The organism is Arenibaculum sp. (genome assembly GCF_035998295.1).
In the GTDB taxonomy this organism is placed as follows: domain Bacteria; phylum Pseudomonadota; class Alphaproteobacteria; order Azospirillales; family Azospirillaceae; genus DASYHS01.
On the sequence record NZ_DASYHS010000025.1, the window covers coordinates 1 to 25577 of the forward strand.

Annotated in this window: 27 protein-coding genes; 22 read left to right on the forward strand and 5 right to left on the reverse strand. The window is 72.5% G+C overall.

Going from position 1 to position 25577, the window contains the following annotated elements; translation table 11 throughout:
- Positions 1–661, reverse strand: a 661-nt coding sequence (locus tag VGO20_RS02305; RefSeq protein WP_327500691.1) for a GntR family transcriptional regulator, incomplete at its 3' end; no start/stop codon positions are given.
- A gap of 162 nt (positions 662–823) precedes the next feature.
- Here VGO20_RS02305 and VGO20_RS02310 point away from each other — a divergent pair.
- Both VGO20_RS02310 and VGO20_RS02315 read left to right on the forward strand, forming a co-directional pair.
- The gene (locus VGO20_RS02310; RefSeq protein ID WP_327500666.1) at positions 824–1291 is read left to right on the forward strand and encodes an RT0821/Lpp0805 family surface protein; all 468 of its coding nucleotides are present in this window, start codon (positions 824–826) and stop codon (positions 1289–1291) included.
- A gap of 100 nt (positions 1292–1391) precedes the next feature.
- Positions 1392–1715, forward strand: a complete 324-nt coding sequence (locus VGO20_RS02315; RefSeq protein WP_327500667.1) for a peptidoglycan-binding domain-containing protein — start codon at positions 1392–1394, stop codon at positions 1713–1715.
- A 25-nt stretch (positions 1716–1740) separates the two neighbouring features.
- Here the strand turns inward: VGO20_RS02315 and VGO20_RS02320 are convergent, their stop codons facing one another.
- On the reverse strand, positions 1741–3183 hold the full coding sequence (locus VGO20_RS02320; protein ID WP_327500668.1) for an MFS transporter: 1443 nt from the start codon (positions 3181–3183) through the stop codon (positions 1741–1743).
- Between the two features lie 142 nt (positions 3184–3325).
- Between VGO20_RS02320 and VGO20_RS02325 the strand changes: the two genes are divergently transcribed.
- From VGO20_RS02325 to VGO20_RS02350, 6 genes are all read left to right on the forward strand, one after another.
- Complete coding sequence (locus VGO20_RS02325; protein ID WP_327500669.1) at positions 3326–4222, forward strand: LysR family transcriptional regulator; 897 nt, start codon at positions 3326–3328, stop codon at positions 4220–4222.
- A gap of 72 nt (positions 4223–4294) precedes the next feature.
- A complete protein-coding gene (locus VGO20_RS02330) occupies positions 4295–5311 on the forward strand; it encodes an aldo/keto reductase (RefSeq protein ID WP_327500670.1) in 1017 nt (338 codons plus the stop codon).
- Between the two features lie 133 nt (positions 5312–5444).
- Positions 5445–6191 (forward strand): substrate-binding periplasmic protein, encoded by a 747-nt coding sequence (locus VGO20_RS02335; protein ID WP_327500671.1) that lies wholly within the window; start codon positions 5445–5447, stop codon positions 6189–6191.
- A gap of 11 nt (positions 6192–6202) precedes the next feature.
- Positions 6203–7786: a methyl-accepting chemotaxis protein gene (locus VGO20_RS28685; protein WP_327500672.1), complete on the forward strand. Its 1584-nt coding sequence runs from the start codon at positions 6203–6205 to the stop codon at positions 7784–7786.
- 220 nt (positions 7787–8006) lie between these two features.
- Positions 8007–9137: an ISAs1 family transposase gene (locus VGO20_RS02345; RefSeq protein ID WP_327500692.1), complete on the forward strand. Its 1131-nt coding sequence runs from the start codon at positions 8007–8009 to the stop codon at positions 9135–9137.
- 114 nt (positions 9138–9251) lie between these two features.
- A complete protein-coding gene (locus tag VGO20_RS02350; protein WP_327500673.1) occupies positions 9252–9599 on the forward strand; it encodes a DUF3088 domain-containing protein in 348 nt (115 codons plus the stop codon).
- Positions 9600–9665: 66 nt separating this feature from the next.
- Here the strand turns inward: VGO20_RS02350 and VGO20_RS02355 are convergent, their stop codons facing one another.
- Positions 9666–9962, reverse strand: a complete 297-nt coding sequence (locus VGO20_RS02355; protein WP_327500674.1) for a hypothetical protein — start codon at positions 9960–9962, stop codon at positions 9666–9668.
- 86 nt (positions 9963–10048) lie between these two features.
- Here VGO20_RS02355 and VGO20_RS02360 point away from each other — a divergent pair, with 86 nt between their 5' ends.
- The 9 genes from VGO20_RS02360 to VGO20_RS02400 are packed head-to-tail and all read left to right on the forward strand — an operon-like array spanning position 10049 to position 17160.
- A complete protein-coding gene (locus VGO20_RS02360) occupies positions 10049–10570 on the forward strand; it encodes a Na+/H+ antiporter subunit E (protein WP_327500675.1) in 522 nt (173 codons plus the stop codon).
- Positions 10563–10817, forward strand: a complete 255-nt coding sequence (locus VGO20_RS02365) for an MrpF/PhaF family protein (protein WP_327500676.1) — start codon at positions 10563–10565, stop codon at positions 10815–10817. Before VGO20_RS02360 ends, VGO20_RS02365 begins: the two co-directional genes overlap by 8 nt.
- Positions 10814–11134, forward strand: coding sequence for a cation:proton antiporter (locus VGO20_RS02370; RefSeq protein ID WP_327500677.1), 321 nt, complete (start codon positions 10814–10816; stop codon positions 11132–11134). The genes VGO20_RS02365 and VGO20_RS02370 overlap by 4 nt, the downstream gene beginning before the upstream one ends.
- The gene (locus VGO20_RS02375) at positions 11131–11421 is read left to right on the forward strand and encodes a Na(+)/H(+) antiporter subunit B (RefSeq protein ID WP_327500678.1); all 291 of its coding nucleotides are present in this window, start codon (positions 11131–11133) and stop codon (positions 11419–11421) included. Before VGO20_RS02370 ends, VGO20_RS02375 begins: the two co-directional genes overlap by 4 nt.
- Positions 11411–12118 (forward strand): Na(+)/H(+) antiporter subunit B, encoded by a 708-nt coding sequence (locus VGO20_RS02380; RefSeq protein ID WP_327500679.1) that lies wholly within the window; start codon positions 11411–11413, stop codon positions 12116–12118. Before VGO20_RS02375 ends, VGO20_RS02380 begins: the two co-directional genes overlap by 11 nt.
- Positions 12115–12432: an NADH-quinone oxidoreductase subunit K gene (locus VGO20_RS02385; protein ID WP_327500680.1), complete on the forward strand. Its 318-nt coding sequence runs from the start codon at positions 12115–12117 to the stop codon at positions 12430–12432. Before VGO20_RS02380 ends, VGO20_RS02385 begins: the two co-directional genes overlap by 4 nt.
- A gap of 23 nt (positions 12433–12455) precedes the next feature.
- Complete coding sequence (locus VGO20_RS02390) at positions 12456–13961, forward strand: complex I subunit 5 family protein (RefSeq protein ID WP_327500681.1); 1506 nt, start codon at positions 12456–12458, stop codon at positions 13959–13961.
- Positions 13958–15454 carry a complex I subunit 5 family protein gene (locus VGO20_RS02395; RefSeq protein ID WP_327500682.1) on the forward strand — a complete coding sequence of 499 codons (1497 nt, stop codon included), beginning with the start codon at positions 13958–13960 and terminating at the stop codon, positions 15452–15454. The genes VGO20_RS02390 and VGO20_RS02395 overlap by 4 nt, the downstream gene beginning before the upstream one ends.
- The gene (locus tag VGO20_RS02400; RefSeq protein WP_327500683.1) at positions 15451–17160 is read left to right on the forward strand and encodes a complex I subunit 5 family protein; all 1710 of its coding nucleotides are present in this window, start codon (positions 15451–15453) and stop codon (positions 17158–17160) included. The genes VGO20_RS02395 and VGO20_RS02400 overlap by 4 nt, the downstream gene beginning before the upstream one ends.
- Positions 17161–17166: 6 nt before the next feature.
- Here VGO20_RS02400 and VGO20_RS02405 read toward each other — a convergent pair whose 3' ends face one another.
- Positions 17167–18144 carry a phosphotransferase family protein gene (locus tag VGO20_RS02405; protein WP_327500684.1) on the reverse strand — a complete coding sequence of 326 codons (978 nt, stop codon included), beginning with the start codon at positions 18142–18144 and terminating at the stop codon, positions 17167–17169.
- A gap of 213 nt (positions 18145–18357) precedes the next feature.
- Between VGO20_RS02405 and tssH the strand changes: the two genes are divergently transcribed.
- The 5 genes from tssH to VGO20_RS02430 all read left to right on the forward strand — a co-directional run bounded on the left by tssH (position 18358) and on the right by VGO20_RS02430 (position 24955).
- The gene (tssH, locus tag VGO20_RS02410; RefSeq protein ID WP_327500685.1) at positions 18358–21036 is read left to right on the forward strand and encodes a type VI secretion system ATPase TssH; all 2679 of its coding nucleotides are present in this window, start codon (positions 18358–18360) and stop codon (positions 21034–21036) included.
- Entirely contained in the window at positions 21033–23045 is a 2013-nt protein-coding gene (locus tag VGO20_RS02415) for a type VI secretion system Vgr family protein (protein WP_327500686.1), read from the forward strand. The genes tssH and VGO20_RS02415 overlap by 4 nt, the downstream gene beginning before the upstream one ends.
- A complete protein-coding gene (locus VGO20_RS02420; RefSeq protein ID WP_327500687.1) occupies positions 23042–23638 on the forward strand; it encodes a toxin-antitoxin system YwqK family antitoxin in 597 nt (198 codons plus the stop codon). The genes VGO20_RS02415 and VGO20_RS02420 overlap by 4 nt, the downstream gene beginning before the upstream one ends.
- 20 nt (positions 23639–23658) lie before the next feature.
- The gene (locus VGO20_RS02425; protein WP_327500688.1) at positions 23659–24048 is read left to right on the forward strand and encodes a DUF4280 domain-containing protein; all 390 of its coding nucleotides are present in this window, start codon (positions 23659–23661) and stop codon (positions 24046–24048) included.
- Between the two features lie 101 nt (positions 24049–24149).
- Positions 24150–24955 (forward strand): IS5 family transposase gene (locus VGO20_RS02430; protein WP_327500689.1). Its coding sequence is split into 2 segments (ribosomal slippage): positions 24150–24477 and positions 24477–24955, totalling 807 coding nucleotides; the frame shifts between segments, so codons are not numbered across the junction.
- 5 nt (positions 24956–24960) lie between these two features.
- On the opposite strand, the gene VGO20_RS02435 is transcribed toward VGO20_RS02430, so the two are convergent.
- Positions 24961–25428: an SRPBCC family protein gene (locus tag VGO20_RS02435; protein ID WP_327500690.1), complete on the reverse strand. Its 468-nt coding sequence runs from the start codon at positions 25426–25428 to the stop codon at positions 24961–24963.
- Positions 25429–25577: the final 149 nt, after the last annotated feature.

Genomic DNA, 25577 nt, shown 5'->3' on the forward strand with positions numbered 1-25577 from the left:
CCGCCGGGGCCCCGGCCGTCTCGCCGTCGCGCAGGCGCTGCAGCAGCGCGTCCCTGACCTCGGTGACATGGGCCTCCAGCGCGCGGGCGGCCCCTTCGGCGTCGTGGCGGCGGCACAGGTCCAGCAGCTGCCGGTGCTCCCGGTGCGCCTTGACCTGGCCGGACGTGAGCGAGATCTGGAGCCGCACGTAGCGGTCGATCATCCCGTGGACCCGGTTCAGGAGCTTCATGGTCTCGGTCCGCCCCGAGGGCCGGTACAGCGCCATGTGGAACTCCCAGTTCAGTGCCCCCCACTGGTCGATCCGCTCGTTCGCGACCATGCGCTCCAGGATCTCGTCCGCCTGCGCCAGGTCCGCCTCGCTCATGCGCGGCACCGCCAGGCCGAGCAGCCACGCCTCCAGCACCGCGCGCAGCTCGAACAGCTCCGCGATCTCCTCGGGCGACAGCTTCGAGACCACGGCGCCGCGGTGCGACACCAGCGTGACCAGCCCTTCCGCCTCGAGCTGCTTCAGCGCCTCGCGCACGGGGATCCGGCTGACGCCCAGCTCGCCCGCGACCGCCTCCTGGCGGAGCTGCTCGCCCTCCCTGAAATGTCCGGCGATGATCCGCCGGCGCAGCTCGTCCGCGACCATGACCGCGGTGGTCCGGCGCTTCAGGGGCATTCCGCTCAACGCGCGCGTCTCCGATGGTGTCTCCGGCCCCGGAGAGTACACGAGTACCGGTGCCGCAGCGAGTTCCGGCGGGTCGCGTTTTTGTCCCAGGCGGGTCCGAGGGGGCTCGGCTAAGAGAGCGGTCGTCCCTCGAACCCGGAACGACCTCCCATCATGAGAAAGCTCATCATCGCCGGCACCGCCGCCCTCGGCCTCGCCGCCTGCCAGACCGGCGACCTCGGCACCAAGCAGACCGTGGGCGCGCTCGGCGGCGCCGCCGCCGGCGGCCTTCTCGGCTCCCAGTTCGGCAGCGGCACCGGCGCCCTGATCATGACCGGCGCCGGCACCCTGCTCGGCGCCTTCGTCGGCAGCGAGCTCGGCCGGTCGCTCGACCGCGCCGACCAGGCGGCGGCCGGCCGCGCGGCGATGCAGGCCTATTCCGCTCCCGTCGGCCAGACGATATCCTGGTCGAACCCCGACAGCGGCAATTCCGGCACGGTCACGCCGGTGCGCGAAGGACGGACCCAGACCGGCGCCTATTGCCGGGAGTTCCAGCAGACGATCCTCGTCGGCGGGCGCAGCGAGCGGGCCGTCGGCCAGGCGTGCCAGCAGGCGGACGGGTCCTGGCAGATCGTCGGCTGACCGGCCCTGCCGCCTGCACGGGCCGCCTGCACGGGCCGACCGCACGGGCCGATCACGAAGGCCGATCACGAAGGCCGATCGTAGAAGGAAAGGCAACCCCATGAAGCGCTCCCTCCCCCTCGCGTCGCTGGCCCTGGTCCTGGGGCTCGCCACGGGCGGCGGTGCGGCCGCCAGCGTGCCCGAGAGCTGGTGGTCGATCCCGCTGGGCGACGAGATGCAGCGCACCGTCGCCAAGGACGTCCAGACGGCGCTGGTGAACCTCAACTGCTATTCCGGCCCGATCGACGGCGTGATCGGGCCGCGCAGCCGGCAGGCGATCCGCACCTGGCAGCGCGTCAACCAGTACCCGCAGACCGGCGTCGTCTCCGAGCCGCTGATGCAGACGATCCTGACCCAGCAGAGCGTTTCCTGCCCCCGGAGCTGAGCCGGCGGGACCGCATCTCCCCGCCTCACCCGGCGGCGCGGCCGGGGCCTTGCCGCCGGTCGCGCGCCGCGCGGCGGCAGCTCCCGGCCGCGATCGCGAGCGCGACGGCCATCAGGGCCGCCGCGGCCGCGAACGTGGTCCGCATGCCGGTCGCGACGGCCTCCGGCCCCGCCGCCGGAACGTCGGTCGCCGACGCGAACGCGAACACGGCGCCCATCACCGATGCGCCGGTGATCAGCCCGAGATTGCGCGACAGGCCGAGCATGCCCGAGACCACGCCCCGCTGGTCGGGGCGGACATCCGTCATGACGGCGGTGTTGTTGGCCGTCTGGAACAGCGCATAGCTGGCGGTGACCGCGACGATCGGGCCGACATAGCCGGGGATGCCGGCGGCCGCCGGCATCACGGACAGGACGAGGGAGCCCGCCGCCATTCCGGCGACCCCGGCAATGGCCGTGCGCCGCGCGCCGAAACGGTCCGCGACGCGGCCGGCCGGCACGCCGGCCAGCGCGGCGACGAGCGGGCCGGCCGACAGGACCAGCCCCGTGAGGGCCGCGTCGAGCCCGAGCGCATGGGACAGGTAGAACGGCCCGACCACCAGCGTCGCCATCATCACCGTCGAGACGAGCGCGCTCATGGCGAGGCTCGCGCCCAGCCCGGGATCGCGGAACGTCGCCAGCCGGACCAGGGGCGACGCCGCCCTCGCCTGGGCGAGCACGAAGAGGCCCGCCCCGAGGACGGCCGCCGACAGCAGGGCCATGTTGAGCGGACCGAAGCCGCCGCGCCCCGTCGTCACGGCGAGCGCATAGGCCGCGAGCGTCAGGGCCAGCAGCAGCGTGCCCGTGGCGTCGAACCCGGCCCGGCCGGCCGCCGGCGCCCGGTGGTCGGCGGGCAGGCTGCGATACGCGAGCAGAAAGGCCGCGATGCCCAGCGGCACGTTGGCCAGGAAGATGGCCCGCCAGCCGAACTCGGTGATCAGCAGGCCGCCGAGCGACGGGCCGAGGGCGGTGCCGATCGCGGATGTCGTCCCGAGCAGCCCCATGGCGCTGCCGGTCTTCGCCTTGGGGACCGTCTCGCCGACGAACGCCATGGCGAGGGCCATCATGACGGCCGCTCCGAGCCCCTGCGCCGCCCGCGCGGCGATCAGCAGCCCGAGCGTGGGCGCGGCGCCGCACAGGACCGAGGCGGCGGTGAACAGGGCCATGCCCGCCAGCAGCAGCCGCCGGCGGCCGAAGACGTCGCCGAGCCGTCCGGCGCTGACGACCAGCGTCGTGACGGCGAGAAGATAGGCGAGGACGATCCACTGGACCTCCTGGAAGGAGGCGCCGAACGCCTGCGCCAGGGTGGGCAGGGCGACGTTGGCGATGCTGGTTCCCAGCGAGGGCAGCAGCACGGACAGCGAGAGGCTGGCGAGCGCCCACCGGGCCGAAGCCGCTGCCCCGTCCCGTCCCGCGATGATCGGCGTCATTGTGAACTCCGTGATCCGGCGGCTCCCATGGCGAAGCCTCAGGAACCGTAGCCCCGGGTTTGGCATGGCGGAACGCGCACCGTTTGCACGTCGTCCGTGCGTTTGACGCCATGTCCCGATCGGATGGTGCTATGCTCGGCGCATGCCCGGACCCGATCTCAACCTGCTCGTCGTTCTCGACGTGCTGCTCGCCGAAGGCAGCGTCGCGGGCGCCGCCCGGCGGCTGCGGCTCAGCCCCTCGGCGATGAGCCGGTCGCTGGCGCGGCTGCGCGAGGCGACGGGCGATCCGCTGCTGGTCAGGGCCGGCCGCGGCCTCGTTCCCACGCCCCGGGCGATCGAGCTGCGCGGGCAGGTCGGCCGGGTCGTGCAGGACGGGGAAGCGATCCTGCGCCCCGCCGGGACGCTCGACCTCGGGCGGCTGGTCCGGACCTTCACGCTGCGGACCAGCGAGGGCTTCGTCGAGACCTTCGGCCCGGACCTCGTCGCCCGCGCCGCCGGGGAGGCCCCCGGCGTGCGCCTGCATTTCCTGCAGAAGCCGGACAGGGACAGCGCCCCGCTGCGCGACGGGACCGTCGACCTGGAGACCGGCGTCGTCGGGAAGGCGACCGGTCCGGAGGTCCGCGCCCAGGCGCTGTTCCGGGACCGCTTCATCGGCGTCGTGCGCATGGGCCACGCGCTGTGCCGGGGCGCGGTCACTCCCGCCCGTTACGCGGCCGGCCGGCATGTCCTCGTCTCACGCCGCGGCCTCGTGGAGGGGCCGGTCGACGAGGCCCTGAAGCCGTTCGGGCTGGCGCGGGAGATCGCCACCATCGTCGGCGGTTTTTCGACCGCGCTGGCCCTGGCCCGGGCCTCCGACCTGATCGCCAGCGTCCCCGAGCGGCACACCGGCGGCCTGCGCGCGGGAATGCACGCCTTCCCCCTCCCGGTTCCCGTGCCGGAGATCACGGTCTCGCTGCTCTGGCACCCGCGCCTCGACGCGGACCCGGCGCACCGCTGGCTGCGCGGATGCGTCCGGGACGTCTGTGCGACCCGAAGCTGAAAATCCCCTCGCCCGCTGGACAGCCCGGCGGAAAACCGCATCATGGAGCCGCCCCCACCCGGAAGGACCCCCATGCAGTACCGTACCCTGGGCCGCAGCGGCCTGCTGGTCTCGCCGATCTGCCTCGGCACGATGATGTTCGGCGGGCAGGCCGACGCCGCGACCGCGGCCCGGATCGTCGCCCATGCCCGCGACGTCGGCGTGAACTTCGTCGACACCGCCGACGTCTACAACGCCGGGGAGTCCGAACGGGTCCTGGGCGCGCTGGTCGGCGCCGACCGGGACGCCTGGGTCGTCGCGACCAAGGTCGGCAACCCCATGGGACCGGGCCCCAACGCCGGCGGGCTCGGCCGCAAATGGATGATGGCGGCGCTCGACGCCAGCCTCGCCCGGCTCGCCATGGACCATGTCGACGTCTGGTACCTGCACCGCGACGACAACGCGACCCCCTACGAGGAGGTCGTCGCCACGATCGGCGACGTGATCGCGGCCGGCAAGGTCCGCTACTGGGGCCTGTCGAACTTCCGCGCCTGGCAGGTCGCCGACATGGTCCACCTCGCCGACCGGCTCGGCGTGCCGCGCCCGGTCGTGGCCCAGCCGCTCTACAACGCCCTCAACCGCATGGCCGAGGTGGAGCTGATCCCGGCCTGCCTGCATTACGGCCTGGGCGTCGTCCCCTACTCGCCGCTCGCCCGCGGCGTGCTGACCGGCAAATACGCGCCGGGCGCCGCCCCGGACCCGGGCACCCGGGCCGGCCGCGCCGACCAGCGCATGATGGAGACGGAGTTCCGGCCCGAGTCGCTGGAGATGGCGCAGGCACTGAAGCGGCACGCCGAGGCCCGCTCCATGGACCCGGCCCATCTCGCCGTGCTCTGGCTCCTCAACAACCGGGCCGTCACCAGCGTGCTGGCCGGCCCGCGCAGCTTCGAGCAGTGGCCCCCCTATCTCGAGGCGCTCGCGCATGCCTACCTGCCGCAGGACGAGGCCGCCGTCGACGCCCTCGTCCCCGCCGGCCATCCCTCCACGCCCGGCTACACCGACCCCCGCTATCCCGTCGCCGGTCGCTTTCCGATCGTCGTCGCCGGGTGAAATTTTCAAGGGCCGGTAATGAAAAGTAAACGCGCCTGATCGAAATTGGTACCTCTATGGTATCGACGGGAGAGGGCGCGTGGCCGGAAGCGTGACCCCGCGGACCAGATTTCGTCGTTTGCGGAGGAACTCCATGGGTCGCGTTTCTGCTTCGCTTTTCCGGGCGCTGACGTTCGTCGCGCTGACGGGCGCCACGGTGGCCGGTGCCGCCCTCGCCTGGGCCGCGCCGGCCGGCGCGCAGCATCTGAGGGTCGCCTACGTCGAGTTTCCGCCCTTCACCCATACCGAGGGCTCGACCCCGGCCGGCTCCCTGTTCGAGCAGCTCGACAAGGTCGCGGCCGATGCCGGCTTCACCTACACCGCGCAGGCGATCCCGCCGCGCCGCCTGTTCCAGGCGCTGCCGGACGGCGAGTTCGACCTGTTCATGGGCGTGAAGTCGCCGCCGAGCTTCGAGGGCACGACGGTCGCCAGCGCCGAGCCGATCGCGACGATCAACCTCCATGCCTGGGGCCTGGGCGACGTCCCCGCGATCACGAAGAAGGAAGACCTGTCCGGCCTCAAGGTGATCGTACTGAGCGGCTACTCCTACGGCGGCTGGCGCGTGTGGATGGACGATCCCGCCAACAAGGTCGAGCTGGTCGAGGCGCGCACGGCCGAGCAGGCGGTCCAGCTCCTGACCGGCGGGCGGGCGCCGCTGCTGCTCCAGTACACGCTGCCGATGGAACAGGCGCTCGGCGGCAAGACCCCTGACGGGCTGACCTCCAAGCCGATCTCCAGCGTCGACCTCTTCTACGTGGTCTCCAAGAAGACCCCGGATGCCGAAGGCGTGCTGTCGCGGCTGGAGGCGAGCACGGCCAAGATCCGGAAGTCCGGCGGCTGAGGCAGGCCAGCATGGACCAGGAACGGCCCGCGGGCGCACCCCGCATCGCCCGGCTCGGCATCCGCCAGCGCGCGCTCGCGATGATCGGCGCACTGCTGCTCGCGGCAGGCTCCCTCGCCATCGTCGGCAACATCCGGACCGCGTCCAGCGACGCCCGCGACGCGCTCGCCGCGCGGGCGGGCATCACGGCGGTGCTTCAGGCGCGCTCGGTCGCGATCCCGCTGTTCGACTTCGACGACCAGCAGGTGGCCGAGGTCGTCCAGGCGCCGTCGGCCGACCCGGACTTCCTCGCCAGCTTCGTGCGCGACCCCAAGGGCGCCGTCGTCGCCAGCCACGGCGACCTGGAACGCACGGACGGCTTCATCGAGGAGGTGCGCCCGATCCTGGCCGGCGAGGAGGGGCAGCAGCAGCAGATCGGGGAATACGTGCTGCGCCTCGGGACCGGACGGCTGGAGGACCGCATCACCGAACAGGCGCTGTGGCAGGTCGGCGGCGGCGTCGTGGTGCTCGGCTTCGTGATGGCGGCCCTGTACCTCGTCGTCGCCTCCTTCAGCACGCCGCTCGAACAGCTGACCCGGCTCGTCACCCGCCTCGCCGACGGCGACTACACGCTGGCCGTTCCCGGCCTCGCGCGCCGGGACGAGGTCGGCGAGCTGGCCCGCGCGGTCGAGGTGCTGAAGACGAACGCGGCCGAGCGCGAGCGGCTGGAGGCGGAGCAGGTCGCCGGCCGCAAGGCCGAGGTGGCGCGCGCCTCCCGCCTGACGGAGCTCGCCGCCGGCTTCGACGGCCGCGTCCAGCGCGTCGTCGAGGAGGTCTCGGCCTCGGCCAGCCAGATGCAGGCCGGCGCGCACACCGTGCTCGAGGGCGCGATCCGCGCCGACGGCTGCAACGTCAACGTCGCCGACGCCGCCGGCCGCGCGGCCGAGAACGTGTCGGTGGCGAGCGCCGCCGCGACCGAGCTGTCGACCTCGATCCGGGCCATCGCCGAGACGGTGCAGGGCTCGGTCGAGATGGCGCGGGACGCGATCTCCAAGACCGAGGCGACCCGGCGCACGGTCGAGACGCTGGCCGCCGCCGCCTCCAAGATCGGCGAGGTGACGAGCCTGATCAACGAGATCGCCGGCCAGACCAACCTGCTGGCGCTGAACGCCACGATCGAGGCCGCGCGGGCGGGCGAGGCCGGCAAGGGCTTCGCCGTCGTCGCCTCGGAGGTGAAGAACCTCGCCAACCAGACCGCGCGTGCGACCGAGGATATCGCCGGCCAGATCCGCAGCATCCAGTCCGTCACCGGCGACACCGTGACCGCGATCCGCCTGATCTCGGAGACGATCGCCGCCCTGGACGAGCGGGCCGTGACGATCGCGGGCGCGGTCGAGCAGCAGCTCGGCGCCACCGCCGAGATCGCGCACCAGGTCGGCGGCGCCGCGCAGAGCGCCGACATCGTGACCGCGAACATCCGCGTCGCCTCCGACGCCTCCCAGGCGGTGTCGAACGCCGCCAACGAGACGGTCGCGGTCTCCGCCCTGCTCCAGGACCGCTTCTCCACCCTGCGCGACGAGGTCCGCCAGTTCCTCGACGCCGTAAAGACCGCCTGACAGGACAAAAACCCTTCCCCCTTCACCCTCTCCCGCAACGCGGGAGAGGGTGGGGCCCGCCGCGAAGCGGTGGGAGGGTGAGGGCTTTCGAGCATTTTCCCTCACCTCCCACCTTCTCCCGTTGCACGGGAGAGGGCAGGGGAATCGCATTTGAGAAAATTGGGTGGCGCGGAGATCTGAAAAGGATTCTGTAGGGGGCCAGCTGTGGCAAGAGAGGTCCCTGATGACGTGGTTCGAGAACGCGTTCGATGGCCTGCCGGACCCGCGGACCGGGAACGCCAAGCGGCACGATCTGCTGGAGGTGTTGACGATCGCGCTGACCGCTTCGGTTTGCGGGGCGGAAAGCTGTTCGGACTTCGCCGATTTCGCGGTGGACCGGGAGGACTTGTTCCGCGAGTTTCTGCGGCTGGAGAACGGGGTGCCGAGCCACGACACCTTCTCGCGCATCTTCCGCCTGCTCGACCCGGCCGCGTTCTCGGCCTGCTTCGGACGCTTTCTGGACGGGCTGGGAGCCGCGGGCGAGGGGGTGGTGGCCATCGACGGCAAGACGCTGCGCCGCTCGTTCGACGATGCGGCGCGCGGCAACCCGCTGGCGGTGGTGACCGCGTTCGCCTCGGCCTCGCGCCTGGTGCTGGGGCAGCAGAGCTTCCGCGTGGCCGAGGGCGACAGCGAGATCCTGGCTGCCCGCGCCCTGCTGGAATGCCTGGATCTCTCGGGCCAACTGGTCACCGCCGACGCCCTCCACTGCCAGAAGGAGACCGCCCAGGTGATCCGCGACCGTGGCGGCGACTACCTGCTGCGGCTGAAGGCCAACCACCCCGCCTTGCACGCCATGGTCGACGAGTACTTCGCCGATCCCGACCTCCGCGCCGGCTTGGCGGCCGCCGCCACCACCGATGCCGACCACGGCCGGATCGAGATCCGGCGGGCCTGGGTCAGCCATGACCTCGATTGGCTGCGCGGGCCGAAATCGGCTTCGAGCGAGCCGGTGCTGCTACCCGACATGACCTGCCTGGGCCTGATCGAGACCACCGTCGAGCACCGCGGCAAGACCACCACGACCCGGCACTGCCACCTCTCCTCCCGCGCGCTGTCGCCCGCGGCCTACCTGCAGGCCGCGCGCGCTCACTGGGCGGTCGAGAACAGCTTGCACTGGGTGCTCGACGTTACCTTCGACGAGGATCGTGCCCGAAACCGCAAGGACCACGGCCCGGAAAACCTCGCCACCTTGCGCAAGCTCGCCCTCAACGTCCTCCGACGCGCCCGCCCCGAAATCTCGATCCGGCGCAAACGAAAGCGCTCAGGATGGTCCAACGACTTCGCAAGATCCATCCTCGGCCAAATGCGATGACCGTGCACACAGGTTCGTGTCTTCTTGCCACGGAACTGCATATGATGCGAAAATAGCGGATCTCAGCCGCTTCGGGCGGCAACATACCGGTTCATGCGGCAGTCAGGAAAACGAATGCAGCGCGACAGATTGTATTTGCTGCGGCCAGGCTTTGAAGATCCGGCCTACCCTGGCCAGACATTCTATTGCTGGCATTGCGCCCTCCTGGAAGGCGTACTGGCTTCTTTTCCTGAACTGGCCACCCGTCTTGCAATCGAGAGGATAGCATGGCCCCGGCCGAGACACCCGGTGGTGGAACTGGTGGGAGAGGAAAACCAGGCGCTGCCTCTGCTGATATTGGCGGATGGCGAGACCTCTCCCCACCAGACGGGCACATACGAGGGACGGGCTTTCATCTCCGACAAGGACAAGATCCTCGCCGCATTGGCGCAAAGACATGGGTTCCCCGATCCCCATCCATAGGATGCGTCGGACGATCCATATAGATCCCGAACCGACCAGGGTTCCCGGTCCGGCGGACGCGCAGGCCTAGTCGCTCCCGGTCGAGACCTCGCCGGTCTTGGCGTCGACGCGCACCGCCACCTCCTCGCCGTCGCGCGTGGCGGTCCCGATGTAGGCGCCGTCCTCCTTCGCCAGGTCGCCGACGGTCTCGAAACCCTCGGCCGTCAGCAGGATGCGCACGATCCCCTCGTCGAGGTCGGGGATCGTCTCGGGCCCGACCGCCGCGGCATCCGGCCCCGGTGCCTGGGCGAGGACCGGAGCGGCGATGGCGAGCGCCGATGCCGTCGCAAGAGCCGCCGCAAGGACCGTCGTCGAAAGGCGCATGTCGTCCTCTCCCATGTCTCGGCCACCCGGTCCGCCGGGGGCGCATGACGTAGGAACACTCGCCCCCGGCGCCCGTTTCCATCGTCATGAGAAACCGTACCGGCAGGAACCGCCCGGCACGCCTCGTCCCGGCCGGCCTGCTCCGCTTCGCGCTCGCGGCCATCGCCTGGGCCGCCATGACCGGCGGCGCCCCCGGCGACCAAGCGTTCGGCGTGCTCGCCGCGGCCCTGGCGGCCGGGGCCAGCCTCGCCCTGTCACCGCCCGCGGACCGGCGCTGGCGCCTCGCGGGCGTCGCGGCGGTCCTGCCCGACTTCCTGTGGCAGTCGCTGCGCGGCGGCGTCGACGTGGCATGGCGCGCCTTCGCGCCGCACCCGCCGCTCCGCCCCGGCTTCCTCGACCTGCCGCTGGCGCTGCCGCCCGGCCCGGTGCGCACCACGTTCGTCGGCGCGGTCAGCCTGATGCCCGGGACGCTGCCCGTCGGCACGGCGGGGGACCGGCTGCACCTGCACGTGCTCGACGCCTCGCAGCCCGTCGATGCGCATGTCGCGCGCACGCAGCGCCGCTTCGAACGCCTGCTTGCGCCGGGGAAGGAACGCGGCGATGGCTGAGTTCCTGATGGGCGTCGCCGTCTTCCTACTGCTGACCATGGTCGCGGGGCTGGCGCGGGTCCTGCGCGGGCCGACCCGGTTCGACCGCATGCTGGCGGCGCAGCTCTTCGGGACCGGCGGCGTGGCGATCCTGCTGCTCCTGGCCGAGGCGGGGGCCGGCCCCGCCGCCCGCGACGTCGCCCTGGTCCTGGCCCTGTTCGCGGCCGTGGCCGTGGTCGCCTTCCTGCGCGGCGGGGCCGCGCGATGAGCCTCGCCGACGCCGCCTGCGCGGTCCTGGTCCTGGCGGGCGCCGGCTTCTTCCTGGCCGGCACGGTCGGCCTGCTGCGCTTTCCCGACACCCTCACCCGGCTGCACGCGCTGACCAAGGCGGACAATCTCGGCCTCGGCCTCGTCGTCGCCGGCCTCGCGCTGCGCGCCGGAAGCTGGACCGACATGCTCCAGCTCGCCCTGATCTGGCTGCTGGCGCTCGCGACGGCGGCGACCGTCGCCCAGCTCCTGGCCGGGGCGATCCGGCAGGACGGCGACGGCACCGGGAGCGACGGCGCCGGCGGGCCGCGGCCATGACGGTGCTGGGCTGGGCCTTCGACCTGCTGCTGGCGTCGAGCCTGCTCGCGCTGGGCTGGCGGGCCACGGCCGAGCGGGACCTGTTCTCCGGCATCGTGCTCTACATCGTCTACGGCCTGGTGATGGCCCTGGCCTGGGTGCGCCTGGCCGCCCCCGACGTGGCCCTCGCCGAGGCCGCCGTCGGCGCCGGGCTGACCGGCGCGCTCCTGCTCGGCGCCCATGCCCGGCTGCGCCGCCACCCGTCGCCCAACGGGAACGGGGACGGAGGCGGCCGGCATGACGGATGAGCGGGAGGAAGGCACGGGGCGCCTGGCCCGCGCGGTGCTGGCCGCCCTGTGCGCGGCCCTGGGCGCCGGCCTCGCGGCGGCCGTGCTGAGCCTGCCGCCCCGCGACCCCGGGCTGGCCCTGGAGGCCGCGGCCTCGCTGGAGGCGTCCGGCGTCGGCAACCCCGTCACCGCGGTGCTGCTGTCGTTGCGCGGCTACGACACCCTGCTCGAGGTCGCGGTGCTGCTGGCAGCCCTGGCCGGCGTCTGGTCTCTGGTCCCCGACGAGGCTGGCCGGGCGCGACCGCAGCCCGCCCCGGCCGAGCCGGCGCTGGCCGGCTTCGCGCGCCTGGCCGGCCCGGTCGGGGTGCTGGTCGCGGCCTACCTGTTCTGGACCGGGGCCGAGGCCCCCGGCGGCGCGTTCCAGGCCGCGACGGTGCTGGCCGCGACCGTCCTGCTGCTGCGCTTCGCCGGCCTGGTCGGGGCACCCCCGGCCGCGGGGTGCGGACCCGGGGGAACGGCCGTCCGGCTCCTGTCGGTCGCGGGCTTCGCGACCTTCCTCGGCGTCGGCCTCGCCGGCATCGCGACGACGGGCACCTTCCTCGGATATCCCCCCGACGCGGCCAAGGCGCTGATCCTCGCGATCGAGGCGACGCTGACCGTCTCGCTGGCCGCCATCCTGCTGCTGCTCGTCCTCGGCCTTCCGGAGGATGCGCCGTGACCCAGGGCCCGTTCTTCGCCCTCGTCGGCATCGGGCTCGTGGCGCTCGGCGTCCACGGGCTGCTGGCGCGCCGCCACCTCGTCCGCCAGATCGTGGCCTTCAACGTGCTGGGCAGCGGCATCTTCCTGGTGTTCGGCGGGCTGGCCCGCCGCGCCCCGGAGGCCGGCTCCGACCCGGTGCCCCACGCGCTCGCGATCACCGGCATCGTCGTCGCCCTGTCGGCGACGGCGCTCGCCCTCACGCTGGCGCTGCGGCTCCACCGGGCGACCGGCCGGGTCAGCCTGCCGCGGGCGTCCGCGGACCCCGACCCCTGAGCCCGGCCCCTGGGATGGAGGGAATGCCCGGCGCGCTGATCGGCCCGGGGGTGCCCTGGGCGGTATGGACGCTGGCGGTGCCGCTGGCCTTCGCCGCCCTCGCCCTGGTGCTCGGGCCGCGTGCGCGCCACGTCTTTCCCTGGGCCGCGGCCGCCACGCTCGCCGCCGCCGCGGCACTGGCCCTCCAGGTCGCGACCCATGGCCAGGTCGGCCACGCGCTCGGCGGCTGGGAGGTCCCGCTCGGCATCCGCCTGCGCGCCGACGGGCTCGCGGCGGCCCTCGTGCTGGTCGCGGCCGTCGTCGCCGGCGCGGTCGGCCTGCACGCGCGCGCCGAGTTCGCCGACCCGCCGGGCCGCGCGACCCGCGCCGGCGCCCTGTTCTGGCCCCTGCTCCTGCTGCTGTGGGGCGGGCTCAACGCCGTCTTCCTCGGCGCCGACCTGTTCAACCTGTACGTCGCGCTGGAGTTGGTGAGCCTGACCGCCGTCGCGCTCGCGACGATCGAGGGCCGTCCCGAGGCGCTCGTGGCCGGGATGCGCTACCTGCTGACGGCGCTGCTCGGCTCGGCCGCCTATCTCCTGGGCACGGCGCTGCTCTACGGCGCCTACGGCACGCTGGACATGGCGCTGCTGGCCGCCGTCGTCGGCCCCCAGCCCGCGACCTGGGCCGCGACCGCGCTGGTGACGGCCGGCCTGCTCGCCAAGACGGCGCTGTTCCCGCTGCATTTCTGGCTGCCCGCCGCCCATGCCTCGGCGCCCGCCCCCGCCTCGGCGCTGCTGTCCGGCCTCGTCGTCAAGGCGTCCTTCTACGTCGTCGTCCGGCTCTGGTTCGACGTGCTGGCGCCGACGACGGGTGTGGCGGCGGCGCAGCTCCTAGGCGCGCTCGGCGCGGCCGCGATCCTCTGGGGCTCCGTGCTGGCCCTGCGCCAGGTCCGGCTCAAGCTGCTAGTCGCCTATTCGACGGTGGCCCAGCTCGGCTACCTGTTCTTGATGTTCCCGCTGGCCGGCAGCGAGACCGGCGCCCAGCCCTGGACCGCGGGTGCCTGGATCGGCGGCATCTTCCACGCCGTGTCGCACGCCTCGGCCAAGGCGGCGATGTTCCTGGCGGCGGGGACGATCCTGCACGCCTTCGGCCACGACCGCATCGCCGGCCTCGCCGGTGCCGCGCGCGCGCTGCCGATGACGGTCTTCGCCTTCGGCGCCGCCGGGCTGTCGCTGATGGGCCTGCCGCCGAGCGGGGGCTTCATCGCCAAATGGCTGCTGCTGACGGCGGCACTCGCCGGCGGGCAGTGGGTCTGGGCGGCCGTGATGCTGGCGGGCGGGCTGCTCGCCGCCGCCTACGTGTTCCGCACCGTCCAGTCGACCTTCGCGGCACCGGACGCTCCGCCCGCGATCCGCCCGGTGCCGGCGTCGCACCAGGTGGTGCCGCTGGCGCTCGCCGGGGTCTCGGTGGCGCTCGGGATCGTCCCCTACGGCCTCTACGCGCTCCTCCAGATCGGCCGGCCCGCGGCGGCCGAGGAGGGGCTGGAATGACCCTGTCCGCCCTGCTGCCGGTCCTGATCCTGGCGACCTCGCTGGTGCCGAGCGTCCTGATGTTCCTGCTGCCCGAGCGCGCCGCGCGGGCCAGGACCGTGATCAACGTCGCCGGCGCCGCGGCGAAGGTCGTGCTCGTGTTCCTGCTGCTGCGCGGCGTGGCGGCGGGCGCCACCTACGAGGCGCGCTTCGCCCTGGTCCCCGGGCTGGAGCTGCTGCTGCGCGTCGACGCGCTGTCGCTGCTGTTCCTGACGCTCTCGGCGGTCCTGTGGCTGGCAACCACGGTCTACGCGCTGAGCTACCTCGCCGGCACCCCGGACCAGAACCGCTTCTTCGCGTTCTTCAGCCTGTGCGTCGTCGCGACGACGGGGATCGCGCTGGCCGGCACGCCGATCACCTTCTTCTTCTTCTACGAGCTGCTGACGCTCGCGACGTATCCGCTGGTCGTCCATCGCGGCGACCCGGCGGCCCTGGCCGGCGGGCGCAAATACCTCGCCTACACCCTGGCCGGCAGCATCGTCCTGCTGGTCGGGATCGTGTGGCTGGAGAGCATGGTCGGCCCGATCGAGTTCACCCGGGCCGGCGCCCTGGAGGAGATGCGCCGCACGACGCCCGACGCGCTGCGCGCCGCCTTCGTCCTGCTGGTCGGCGGGCTGGCCGTGAAGGCGGCCCTGGTGCCGCTGCATTCCTGGCTGCCCTCGGCCATGGTGGCCCCGGCGCCGGTCAGCGCCCTGCTGCACGCGGTGGCGGTGGTCAAGGCGGGCGCCTTCGGCATCGTCCGGGTCATCTTCGACGTCTACGGCATCGACGCGGTCGAGGGGCTCGGGCTGGGCGTCCCGCTCGCCGCCGCCGCCTCGGCCACGATCCTGTACGGCTCGGTGCGCGCCCTGACCCAGTCCGACATCAAGCGGCGGCTCGCCTATTCCACGGTCAGCCAGGTCTCCTACATCGTCCTCGGCGTGGCGCTCGGCGGCCCGACGGCCGCCATCGGCGGCCTGGTCCATCTCGTCCACCAGGGGCTGATGAAGGTGACGCTGTTCTTCTGCGCCGGCGCCTTCGCCGAGACGGTGCACGTCCACCGGATCGACCAGATGGACGGCCTCGGCCCGCGCATGCCCTGGACGATGCTGGCCTTCAGCATCGCGGCCTTCGGCATGATCGGCGTCCCGCCGGTCGCGGGCTTCGTCAGCAAATGGTATCTCGGCATCGGCAGCCTGGAGGCGGGCCACGCCTGGGTGATCCTGGTCCTGGCGGTCAGCAGCCTGCTGAACGCCGCCTATTTCCTGCCCCTGGTCTACCGGGCTTGGTTCCTGCCGCCGGCGGGCCCGTGGGAGGAGATGAGGCCCGGCCGCCGCTACGAGACCGATGCCGGCATGTTCCTGCCGCCGGTCGCGACCTCCCTCGCCGCGCTCCTGGTCGGCCTGCTGGCCGCGACGGAGCTGAGCCCGCTGAGCTGGACCCGGCTGATCGTCGAGCGGGGATACGCGCCGTGACCGGGGTCTCCGGGCATGTCCTGCTCGCGCTCTCGGTCGGGCTGCCCCTGGCGCTGGCGCTGGCCGTGCTGTCGGCGCGCCTGCGCCCGGCCGTGGAACGGCTGCTGCCGGCGGCCCCCCTGCCCGCCCTGGCGCTGGCGCTGGCCGCGGACGGCACCGGCGCCGCCTCGCTGGACGCGCTGCTGCTCGGCGTGCGGCTGGGCGCGGACCCGACGGCCCGGGTGTTCCTGGGGTTCACGGCGCTGCTGTGGGCGCTCGCGGGGTGGTACGCGCGCTCCTATCTCGGCGCCGCCCAGCGCCACCGCTTCTTCGGGCTGTGGCTCGCGACCATGACCGGCAATCTCGGCCTCCTGCTGGCCCGGGACGCGATCAGCTTCTACCTGTTCTTCGGCCTGATGTCGCTCGCGGCCTACGCCCTGGTCGTCCAGGAGGGCACGCCCGCCGCGCGCCGCGCCGGCCGCGTCTACATCGTCCTGGCCGTGCTGTCGGAGACCTGCCTGCTCCTCGGCTTCCTGCTGGCGTCCCACGCCGCCGACAGCCTGCTGGTGGCCGACATGCGCGTGGCCCTCGCGGCGGCCCCCCTGCGGGACGCGACGGTCCTGCTGCTGGTCGCGGGGTTCGGCATCAAGCTCGGGCTGGTGCCGCTGCATGTCTGGCTGCCGCTCGCCCACGGCACCGCCCCGGCCCCGGCCTCGGCGGTCCTGAGCGGCGCCATGATCAAGGCGGGCCTGTTCGGCCTGCTCTCCTTCCTGCCGCTGGGCACGGCACCGATGGCGGACTGGGGCTGGGGACTGGCCTGGCTGGGCCTGCTGACCGCGTATTGGGGCATCGCGGCCGGCCTGGCCCAGACCCATCCCAAGACCATCCTGGCCTATTCCAGCATGAGCCAGATGGGCATCGCCGCGGTCGCCGTCGGCGCGGGACTGGCCGAGCCGGGCCGGGCGGGCGCGGCGGTGGCGGCGGCCGCCCTCTACGCGCTCCACCACGGCCTGGCCAAGGGCGCCCTGTTCATGGGCGCCGGCCTGCACGACGCCGCCGGCTCGGCGGCGGGGCGGCGGCTGGTGCTGGCCGGGCAGGCGGCGGCGGCGCTGAGCGTCGCCGGCCTGCCGCTCGCGGCCGGCGGCGCGGCGAAGCACGCGCTGAAGGAGGTCGCCGGCCACGGCGCGGTGGGGACGCTGGTCGGCCTCTCGGCCATCGGGACGACCCTGTTGCTCGCCCGCTTCCTGCTGATGCTGCACCGGGCGCCGCACCATGGGCATGGCCCCGGACATGCGCACGGGCATGCGCACGCCGGCCTCGCCGCGCCGTGGCTCGCGGCCCTCGTCGCCTCCCAGGCGGCGGCCTGGTGGCTCGCCGGCCCGGCCCACGCGCTGGAACCCTCGGTCCTGTGGGACGGGCTGTGGCCGGTGCTGGCCGGCGCCGCCCTCGCCCTGGCGGCCTTCGCGCTTCGGGGCCGGCTGCGCGGCGTCTCGGTGCCGGCGGGCGACGTCGTTGTGCTGGCGGCCCCGCTCGGGCCGATGGCGAAGGCGGCCGTCGGCCGGCTGCGGGCCGCCCGGACCCGGGTCCGCCCGCCCGACGTCCGGCGCCTCGTGGAGGACGGCCTCGCCGCCCTGGAGTCGCGGCTGACGGACTGGCAGTCGGCCGGGACCGCCTTCCTGCTGCTCATCGCCGTCGTGGCCGCGGCCCTGCTCCTGCGAACCGGCTGACCCGCCTCAGTCGAGGCTGCCGGCGTCCAGGCCCCGCACCAGGTCCTCGGCCATCACGCCGGCATAGCCGGGATTGCCGGTGATGGCGCAGTGATAGGCCATGTTGAGCAGGTGGTACGCCCGGAACAGGGCGATCAGCCCGCGGTCGACGTCGCCGCCGTAGCCGGCGAGGACGAGGTCGAACCACCCCTGCGGCAGCGGGTTGCCGAACAGCGGCCCGTGCAGCAGCTCGGTGCGCGCGAGGTCGGCCTCCGGCGGCGCCGCCAGCGCGTCCTCGAGGTCGAGCAGCCCGACGCAGCGGACCGGGCCGTCGGCCTCGCACAAGAGGTTGGGGGCGAACAGGTCGCCGTGGTTCAGGACGACCCCGCGCGCGTCCAGCCGCGCGGACCGGCGCCCGACCGCCTCTCCCAGCTTCTCGAGCGCCGGGACCCCCTCGGGCCAGCCGGCGCGGACCGCGCGGCCGAGCCGCCGCTCCAAATCGTCGCCCAGGAAGGCGGACGGCGTCCGGCTGCCGGAGACCGCCTGCGGCAGCGGCCCGGCGCCCGGCAGGCGGATCTCGTGCAGGCAGCGCATCAGCGCGCCCCAGCTCGTCAGCGCGCCGGGCCGCTGCCAGGACAGGCGCGGCCACAGGTCGGCCAGCGTCGGCAGGCCGATGCGTGGATAGGCCACGAAGGTGATTCCCCCGGGGGCGGCATCGGGGGCGGAAACGGCCGGCAGGTGGTCGGGCGCCAGCAGCCCGGCCTGGCGCGCGAGGCGCGCGGCGGTCCGTTCGGGCGCGAAGCCGCGCACCAGCTCGGGATGGCTCGCGATCTTCACGATCAGGTCGTCGCCATGGGCGAAGCCCAGGCGGTAGACGGCGTTGCTGCCGGAGCAGCTCCGGCACGACACCAGCGCGCCGGGATCGGCGCCCGGGGCCAGGCGGGGCAGTATGGTCCTGAGGGCGGCGGGCAGGGTACGGGGGCAATCGGCCGCGCAGCCGGTCATGCGGTCTCCTTCGGTCGGTCGGGTGGGGGCCTTTCCCAGCATGGGGACCGTCGCCGTCATGTCGAGCCGAATCGTATGCACCTCCGGGAAAAATGGCGGTACCGGCGCGCGACCCGGCCTGCGCCAGCCCCCTGGTTGATCCCTGGAGCCGCCGGTCGATTGCCCTTATGATGGCCGGGCATCCCGCCGCCCTCCGGTACCGGTCCATCGCACATGTCCGACGTCAAGGCCCTGATCGGCAAGCTGAACCCCGTCTGCAAGAGGGCCATGGAGACGGCCGCGGAGCTGTGCCTCGCCCAGACCCATTTCTCGGTCGAGGTCGAGCACCTGCTGATCCGCCTGCTCGACCCGCCCGGCACCGACGTCGCGCAGATCCTGCGCCATTACGGCGTCGACCAAGCCCAGCTCTCGCGCCAGCTCACCACCGCGATGGAGCGGCTGCCGCGCGGCAACGCGCGCACTCCGGCGCTCTCGGCCCATCTGCTGACCCTGCTGGAGGAGGCGTGGGTCGTCTCGTCCCTGGCGCTCGGCGACACGGCGATCCGCTCCGGCTCGCTCCTGAAGGCGCTGGTCGACCATGACGGGCTGCGCGCCCTGCTGCTGGAGGCGGTCCCCCTGCTCTCGCGCATCCCGCGCGGCCGCCTGGCCGAGGATCTGGGCGAGCTGGTGCGCGGCAGCGCCGAGGACCGCAACGCCCCCGCCGCCGCCCCCGGGACCGGCGCGGGGTTCGGCGCCGGGGCCGGGTCCGCGCGGCCCGGCGGCCGCGCCGCGGGTGCCTCCAGCCCGGCGCTGGACGCCTACACGATCGACCTGACCGCCCAGGCGCGCGCCGGCCGCATCGACCCGATCGTCGGCCGCGACGCGGAGATCCGCCAGCTCGTCGACGTGCTGATGCGCCGCCGCCAGAACAACCCGATCCTGACCGGCGAGGCCGGGGTCGGCAAGACCGCCGTGGTCGAGGGCTTCGCCCAGGCCGTCGTCGACGGCACCGTGCCGCCGGCGCTGGCCCGGGTCTCGGTGCGCATCCTCGATTTGGGCCTGCTCCAGGCCGGGGCCGGCATCAAGGGCGAGTTCGAGAACCGGCTGAAGCAGGTGATCGAGGAGGTGGCCGGCTCGGCGGTCCCGGTGATCCTGTTCATCGACGAGGCGCACACCATGATCGGCGCCGGCGGCCAGGCCGGCCAGGGCGACGCCGCCAACCTGCTGAAGCCGGCGCTGGCGCGCGGCGAGCTGCGCACCATCGCGGCGACGACCTGGGCCGAGTACAAGAAATACTTCGAGAAGGACCCGGCGCTGGCGCGGCGCTTCCAGGTCATCAAGGTCGAGGAGCCGGACGAAGCCGGCGCGGTGGAGATGCTGCGCGCCCTCGTGCCCAAGCTGGAGCGCCACCACGGCGTGCGCATCCTGGACGAGGCGGTCGCGGACGCGGTCCGGCTCTCGCACCGCTACATGCCCGGCCGCCAGCTCCCCGACAAGGCGATCGGCGTGCTCGACACCGCCTCGGCCCGGGTCGCGATCGCCCAGTCCGGCCCGCCGCCGGCCCTGCTGGCCGCGACCCGCCGGGTCGAGAGCCTGGGCGCCGAGATCGCGATCCTGTCGCGCGAGACCGCCGCCGGGCGCGACCATTCCGAGCGGATCGAGCGCCTGTCGGACGAGCGCGAGCGCGCCGAGGACGAGCGCGAGCGCCTGACCCAGCGCTGGACCCAGGAAGCGCAGCTCGTGCGCCGCATCCGCGAGCAGGAGGAGGAGCTGCCCTCCCTCAAGGGGCCGGACTTCGCGCGCGTGGTCGGCGACCTGGACGGGCTGCGCCTGGAGCTGGACGCGATCCAGGAGGACGAGCCGATGGTGCCGGCCTGCGTCGACCACCGCGGCGTCGCGGCGGTCGTGTCGGGCTGGACCGGCATCCCGGTCGGCCGCATGCTGACCGACAACGTCGAGACGGTGCGCACCTTGCGCGCGCGCATGGGCGAGCGGATCGTCGGCCAGGACACGGCGCTGGACGCCATATGCCGGCGCATCCAGACCTACTACGCCGCGATGGGCGAGCCGGGCAAGCCGACCGGCGTGTTCCTGCTGGTCGGCCCGTCCGGCGTCGGCAAGACCGAGACCGCGGCCACGCTCGCCGACCTGCTGTTCGGCGGCGAGCGGGCGATGATCTCCATCAACATGTCGGAATACCAGGAGGCGCATTCGGTCTCCGGCCTCAAGGGCGCGCCGCCGGGCTATGTCGGCTACGGCCGCGGCGGCGTCCTGACCGAGGCGGTGCGCCGCCACCCCTACAGCGTCGTCCTGCTGGACGAGGTCGAGAAGGCCCACCCGGACGTGCTGGAGCTGTTCTACCAGGTGTTCGACAAGGGCGTGCTGGAGGACGGCGAGGGGGTCCAGGTCGACTTCCGCAACACCGTGATCCTGCTGACCTCCAATCTCGGCACCGACGGCATCGTCGAGCTGATGCGCCGCTCCGGCGGCCCGCTCGACGCCGAGGCCGTCGCCCGGACCATCCGCCCCGAGCTGGTGCGCCACTTCAAGCCGGCGCTGCTCGGCCGCATGGTCGTGGTGCCCTACCTGCCGCTGAGCGACGCGCGCATCCGCGAGATCGCCCGCCTCAAGCTGGCCCGCATCCAGGAGCGCTTCGCCGCCACCCACCGCGCCGAGCTGACCTGCGCCGAGGCGGTGGTCGCGGCCATCGCCGAACGCTGCCACGAGACCGACAGCGGTGCGCGCGCGATCGACCACATCCTGACCAACACCCTGCTGCCCGAGCTGTCGGGCGGCATCCTCGACCGTCTCGCCGACGGCGAGCCGATCGACATCGTCCACATCGACATCGATCCCGCCGATGGCCGCCTCGTCTACCAGTTCGGCAACCCGGCCGGGGGCCGCGCGCGATGACCGGTCCGACCCAGGACAACTCCTCGCTCTCGGTGATGACGCCGCTCGGCAAGGACGCGCTGATCCTGATCGAGATGACAGGCGAGGAATACGTCTCCGATCTGTTCGAGTTCCGCCTGACCATGTCGGCGGACGCGATGGACCTGGACCTGTCGGCACTGATCGGCCAGCCGGTCACGGTGACGCTGACCGGGCCGGACGGGGCCAAGCGCTACGTCAACGGCATCTGCGGCCGGGCGACCCAGTCCGGCCGCACCTACCATGCGGAGCTGCGGCCCTGGCCGTGGCTGATGACCTTCACGACCGACAGCCGCATCTTCCAGAACAAGAACGCCCCGGACATCATCAAGGCGGTGTTCGGCGAGCTGGGCTTCACCGACTTCAAGGATTCGCTGACCGCGACTTACGAGGTGCGCGAGTACTGCGTCCAGTACCAGGAAACGTATTTCGACTTCGTGTGCCGCCTGATGGAAGAGGAAGGGATCTACTACTTCTTCACCCACGAGGACGGCAAGCACACCATGGTGCTGGCCGACGACGCCAGCGCGCATGTCGACATCCCGGTCAAGGCGACGGTCCCCTTCAACCCGGTGCCGACCGGCAAGGAATGGATCGACGTCGACCGGGTCGAGGACTTCGTGCTGGAGCACCGGGTCGTCAGCGGCAAGTACCAGGCCGACGACTTCAACTTCGAGACGCCCTCGACCGAGCTGAAGGCCCAGGTGACCGGGGCGGCGGCCAAGTTCCAGATCTACGAGTATCCCGGCAACTACCTGAAGAAGAACCTCGGCGACGCCTTCGCCAAGGTCCGCATGGCCGAGCTGGAGGCGCCGGCCAAGCGCGTCAGCGGCTCGGGCCGGGTGCGCGGCTTCGCCGCCGGCCTCAAGTTCACGCTGGAGAAGCACCCCCGCGCCGACCTGAACGCGGCCTACGTGCTCCACACCGTCAGCCACGAGGTGCGCCGGCGCGAATACGCGAACGCCTTCACCGCCTACCCCGCCGACGCGGTGTTCCGCCCGCCGCGCCGCACGCCGCGGCCCCGGATCGTCAGCACCCAGACCGCGATCGTGACCGGCAAGGCCGGCGAGGAGATCTGGACCGACAAGCACGGCCGGATCAAGGTCCAGTTCCACTGGGACCAGCTCGGCACCAAGGACGAGAACAGCTCGTGCTGGATCCGCGTCTCCCAGGGCTGGGCGGGCAAGAACTGGGGCGCGATCTTCCTGCCGCGCATCGGCCAGGAGGTGATCGTCAGCTTCCTTGAGGGCGACCCCGACCGGCCGATCGTGACGGGCTGCGTCTACAACGGCGAGCAGCCCGTCCCCTACGCCCTGCCGGGCGAGCAGACGAAGAGCACGGTCAAGTCCAACAGCTCCAAGGGCGGCGGCGGCTTCAACGAGATCCGCTTCGAGGACAAGAAGGACAGCGAGGAGGTCTTCGTCCAGGCCCAGAAGGACATGACGGTCACGATCCTCAACGACCGGACCGAGACCATCACCAACAAGCGCACGACCACCATCAAGGAGAGCGACGACCTGCTGACCCTCGACAAGGGCAGCCGCACGGTCACGATCACCGAGGGCAACCACACCCTGACCGTGACCAAGGGCGACCGGACGGTCGCGGTCGACACCGGCAAGGAGACGCACACCGTCAAGGGCACGCGCTCGGTGACCGTGACCGGGGACGAGACGCATACCAACGAGGCCGCCTTCACCCACAACGTGACCGGCAACTTCACGCTCAAGGTCGACGGCAACGTCACGATCGAGGCCGGCGGCTCGCTGACGCTGAAATCGGGCACGGCGTTCAGCATCGAGGCCGGGACCGCGCTGACCGCCAAGGCCTCGACCGACGCCACCATCGAGGGGCTGAACACGACCGTGAAGTCGAGCGCGAACCTGACCGTCCAGGCCGGCGCGATGCTGGAGGCCAAGGGCTCGGCGATGGGCAAGATCGACGGCGGCGGCATGCTGGAACTCAAGGGCGGACTGGTGAAGGTGAATTGACCGCGGACACGCAGGCGCAGGCGCAGGCGGCGCACGAGGTCATCGAGACCCGCGACGCCGAAGGACGGCTGCTGCGCCGCCTCTCCACCGTGAACGGCGTCCCCGACGGCGAACTGGTCGAGTTCGACGAGGACGGGAACCTGCGGCTCAGCATGAGCTTCCGCGCCGGCGTGCTGCACGGGCCGTTCCGGATCTTCCAGGACGGACGCCCGCAGGCTGAGATGACCTATGTCGACGGCCTGCTCGACGGTGAGGTGCGCAGCTTCGATCCCGGCGGCCGGGTGATCGCGGTCAGCCGGTTCGTGGCGGGGCGGCGGAACGGCCCGTCCGAGACCTTCTCCCCCGACGGCCGCCTGATCCGGGTCGAGCCCTACCGCGACGGCCGCATCGAGGGCGAGGTGCTGGAATACTGGGACAACGGCGCCCTGCGCCAGCGCACGCCCTGGCAAGGCGGCCTCAAGCAGGGCGAGACGCTGGTCTTCGACGAGGCGGGCAAGCCGAAGGAGAGGATCGTGTTCGAGGCCGGGATCGCGAAAGGCCCGCCGGAACCGCTCGGCGACGCCAGGCGCCGCTGGCTGCCGTTCAAGCGCTGAGACGCAGGGAGGAACGAGGAATGGGAACCCAGGTCGTCGCCGGCGCGCTGCTGCAGTGCAGCTTCGGCGCCGCGCCGAGCGCGCTGAGCGTGCTGCCGGTCAACAGGGTCATGGCGGGCGGGCCGCCGGCGGCGAACATCATGGACTTCGCCCCGATGGTGAACGTGATGCCCTTCGCGATGTGCAGCAGCCCGGCCAACCCCACCGTCGCCGCGGCGACCGCCGCGGCGCTGGGCGTGCTGACGCCGATGCCCTGCGTGCCGATGACGGTCGCCCCCTGGGTCGTCGGCGCGCCGACGGTCCTGGTCGGCAACATGCCGACGCTCAACGACAGCTCCAAATGCATCTGCGCCTGGGGCGGGTCGATCAGCATCACCATGCCCGGCCAGTTCACCGTGCAGGTCCCCTGACATGCGCACGCCCCTCCCGCACGGGCGGGAGGGGCGGCTTCGCCGGTATGGGCCTCGCTTAAGAACGCCTAACAAAAGGCGGGAACGGCTGTTGGAGGTGGATGGCCGCACCGCTTGTGTCCGATGAGTTGTGGGCAGTGGTGGAACCGCTGCTCCCGACCGAGCCGCCGAAGCCGCAGGGCGGTCGCCCTCGTGTGAGCGACCGCGCCGCGCTGACCGGCATCCTGTTCGTACTGCGTACCGGCATCCCCTGGGAACTGCTGCCGGCCGAGATGGGCTGCGGCTGCGGCATGACCTGCTGGCGTCGGCTGCGGGACTGGCAGCAGGCCGGCGTCTGGGAGCGCCTGCATCGCGTTCTGCTCGACCGGCTCGGCTGCGCCAATGCGATCGACTGGTCGCGAGCGGCTCTGGACAGTGCGTCGGTGCCGGCAAAAAGGGGGGTGAAGGAACGGGGCCGAACCCGACCGATCGGGGCAAAGCGGGGTGCAAGCGCCACCTCCTCACGGATGCCAACGGCATCCCGCTCGTCATCCGGATCAGCCCGGCCAACCGCCACGACAGCCGGCTTCTCGAGACGGTGATCGATGCCGTGCCGCCGATCCGCCAGTGCGCAGGCCGGCCACGCAGACGTCCCGCCAAGCTCCACGCCGACAAGGGCTACGATTTCCCGCACTGTCGGCGGGCCCTGCGGCGGCGCTCGATCCGGCCGCGCATCGCCCGGCGCGGCATCGACAGCAGCGAACGCCTCGGGCGGCACCGATGGGTAGTTGAGCGCACGCTGGCCTGGTTCGCCCGCCAGCGCCGCATCGTCGTCCGCTACGAGCGTCGCTCCGATATCTTCGAAGCCTTCCACCATCTCGCCGCCAGTCTCATCTGCTGGAAGTTCATCCAGAGATGGTTCTGTTAGGCGTTCTAAGTCCTCTCTCCTGCGGCGACGGCGTCGACGTTCCGGACGACCTTCTTCCAGCCCTCGCTCATGTTCTCGAAGGCGGTGTCGTTCGTCGGCCTGACGAAGCCCGAATGCACGAGGCGAAGGCGCGTTCCGCCATCGGCCCTGGAAAGGGTCCACGTGACGACGGTGTCCAGCCGCGAGCCGTAGCCGACGTTTCCCTCGTGTCCGCCCTTCCAGGCATAGGCGAGGCGCTCGTTCGGCACCACCTCCAGGACCTGGCAGCGGATGACGCCGTCCCAGGCGCCGGCCGGGCTCGTCTGGAACGTGAAGCTCGTGCCTTCCACGGGCTCGAAGCCCGCCGGCACCATCATCCAGCGGCCGATCAGCTCCCCGGTCGTCAGCGTCTTCCAGATCGTCTCCGGCGCATGCGGGAGGATCTCCTCGACCACGATGTCCTGCGTGGCCGGCTTCAAGGCGGCGTCGTTCATGGATCGATCTCCTTCAGGAGGGTTCTGAGGTTGGCGAACCGCTCGCGCCAGAAGACGCCGTAGTGGCTCATCCAGTCGACCAGCGGCGCGAGGCCTTCGGGCTGGGCGCGGTAATAGACGTTCCGGCCCTCGGGGCGCTCGGCGACCAG

Excerpts from the sequence above, each read along its gene's own strand:
- VGO20_RS02310 (WP_327500666.1), top strand. The coding sequence starts at position 824 with ATGAGAAAGCTCATCATCGCCGGCACCGCCGCCCTCGGCCTCGCCGCC.
- VGO20_RS02315 (WP_327500667.1), top strand. The coding sequence starts at position 1,392 with ATGAAGCGCTCCCTCCCCCTCGCGTCGCTGGCCCTGGTCCTGGGGCTC.
- VGO20_RS02320 (WP_327500668.1), bottom strand. The coding sequence starts at position 3,183 with ATGACGCCGATCATCGCGGGACGGGACGGGGCAGCGGCTTCGGCCCGG.
- VGO20_RS02325 (WP_327500669.1), top strand. The coding sequence starts at position 3,326 with ATGCCCGGACCCGATCTCAACCTGCTCGTCGTTCTCGACGTGCTGCTC.
- VGO20_RS02330 (WP_327500670.1), top strand. The coding sequence starts at position 4,295 with ATGCAGTACCGTACCCTGGGCCGCAGCGGCCTGCTGGTCTCGCCGATC.
- VGO20_RS02335 (WP_327500671.1), top strand. The coding sequence starts at position 5,445 with ATGGGTCGCGTTTCTGCTTCGCTTTTCCGGGCGCTGACGTTCGTCGCG.
- VGO20_RS28685 (WP_327500672.1), top strand. The coding sequence starts at position 6,203 with ATGGACCAGGAACGGCCCGCGGGCGCACCCCGCATCGCCCGGCTCGGC.
- VGO20_RS02350 (WP_327500673.1), top strand. The coding sequence starts at position 9,252 with ATGCAGCGCGACAGATTGTATTTGCTGCGGCCAGGCTTTGAAGATCCG.
- VGO20_RS02355 (WP_327500674.1), bottom strand. The coding sequence starts at position 9,962 with ATGCGCCTTTCGACGACGGTCCTTGCGGCGGCTCTTGCGACGGCATCG.
- VGO20_RS02360 (WP_327500675.1), top strand. The coding sequence starts at position 10,049 with ATGAGAAACCGTACCGGCAGGAACCGCCCGGCACGCCTCGTCCCGGCC.
- VGO20_RS02365 (WP_327500676.1), top strand. The coding sequence starts at position 10,563 with ATGGCTGAGTTCCTGATGGGCGTCGCCGTCTTCCTACTGCTGACCATG.
- VGO20_RS02370 (WP_327500677.1), top strand. The coding sequence starts at position 10,814 with ATGAGCCTCGCCGACGCCGCCTGCGCGGTCCTGGTCCTGGCGGGCGCC.
- VGO20_RS02375 (WP_327500678.1), top strand. The coding sequence starts at position 11,131 with ATGACGGTGCTGGGCTGGGCCTTCGACCTGCTGCTGGCGTCGAGCCTG.
- VGO20_RS02380 (WP_327500679.1), top strand. The coding sequence starts at position 11,411 with ATGACGGATGAGCGGGAGGAAGGCACGGGGCGCCTGGCCCGCGCGGTG.
- VGO20_RS02390 (WP_327500681.1), top strand. The coding sequence starts at position 12,456 with ATGCCCGGCGCGCTGATCGGCCCGGGGGTGCCCTGGGCGGTATGGACG.
- VGO20_RS02395 (WP_327500682.1), top strand. The coding sequence starts at position 13,958 with ATGACCCTGTCCGCCCTGCTGCCGGTCCTGATCCTGGCGACCTCGCTG.
- VGO20_RS02405 (WP_327500684.1), bottom strand. The coding sequence starts at position 18,144 with ATGACCGGCTGCGCGGCCGATTGCCCCCGTACCCTGCCCGCCGCCCTC.
- tssH (WP_327500685.1), top strand. The coding sequence starts at position 18,358 with ATGTCCGACGTCAAGGCCCTGATCGGCAAGCTGAACCCCGTCTGCAAG.
- VGO20_RS02415 (WP_327500686.1), top strand. The coding sequence starts at position 21,033 with ATGACCGGTCCGACCCAGGACAACTCCTCGCTCTCGGTGATGACGCCG.
- VGO20_RS02425 (WP_327500688.1), top strand. The coding sequence starts at position 23,659 with ATGGGAACCCAGGTCGTCGCCGGCGCGCTGCTGCAGTGCAGCTTCGGC.
- VGO20_RS02435 (WP_327500690.1), bottom strand. The coding sequence starts at position 25,428 with ATGAACGACGCCGCCTTGAAGCCGGCCACGCAGGACATCGTGGTCGAG.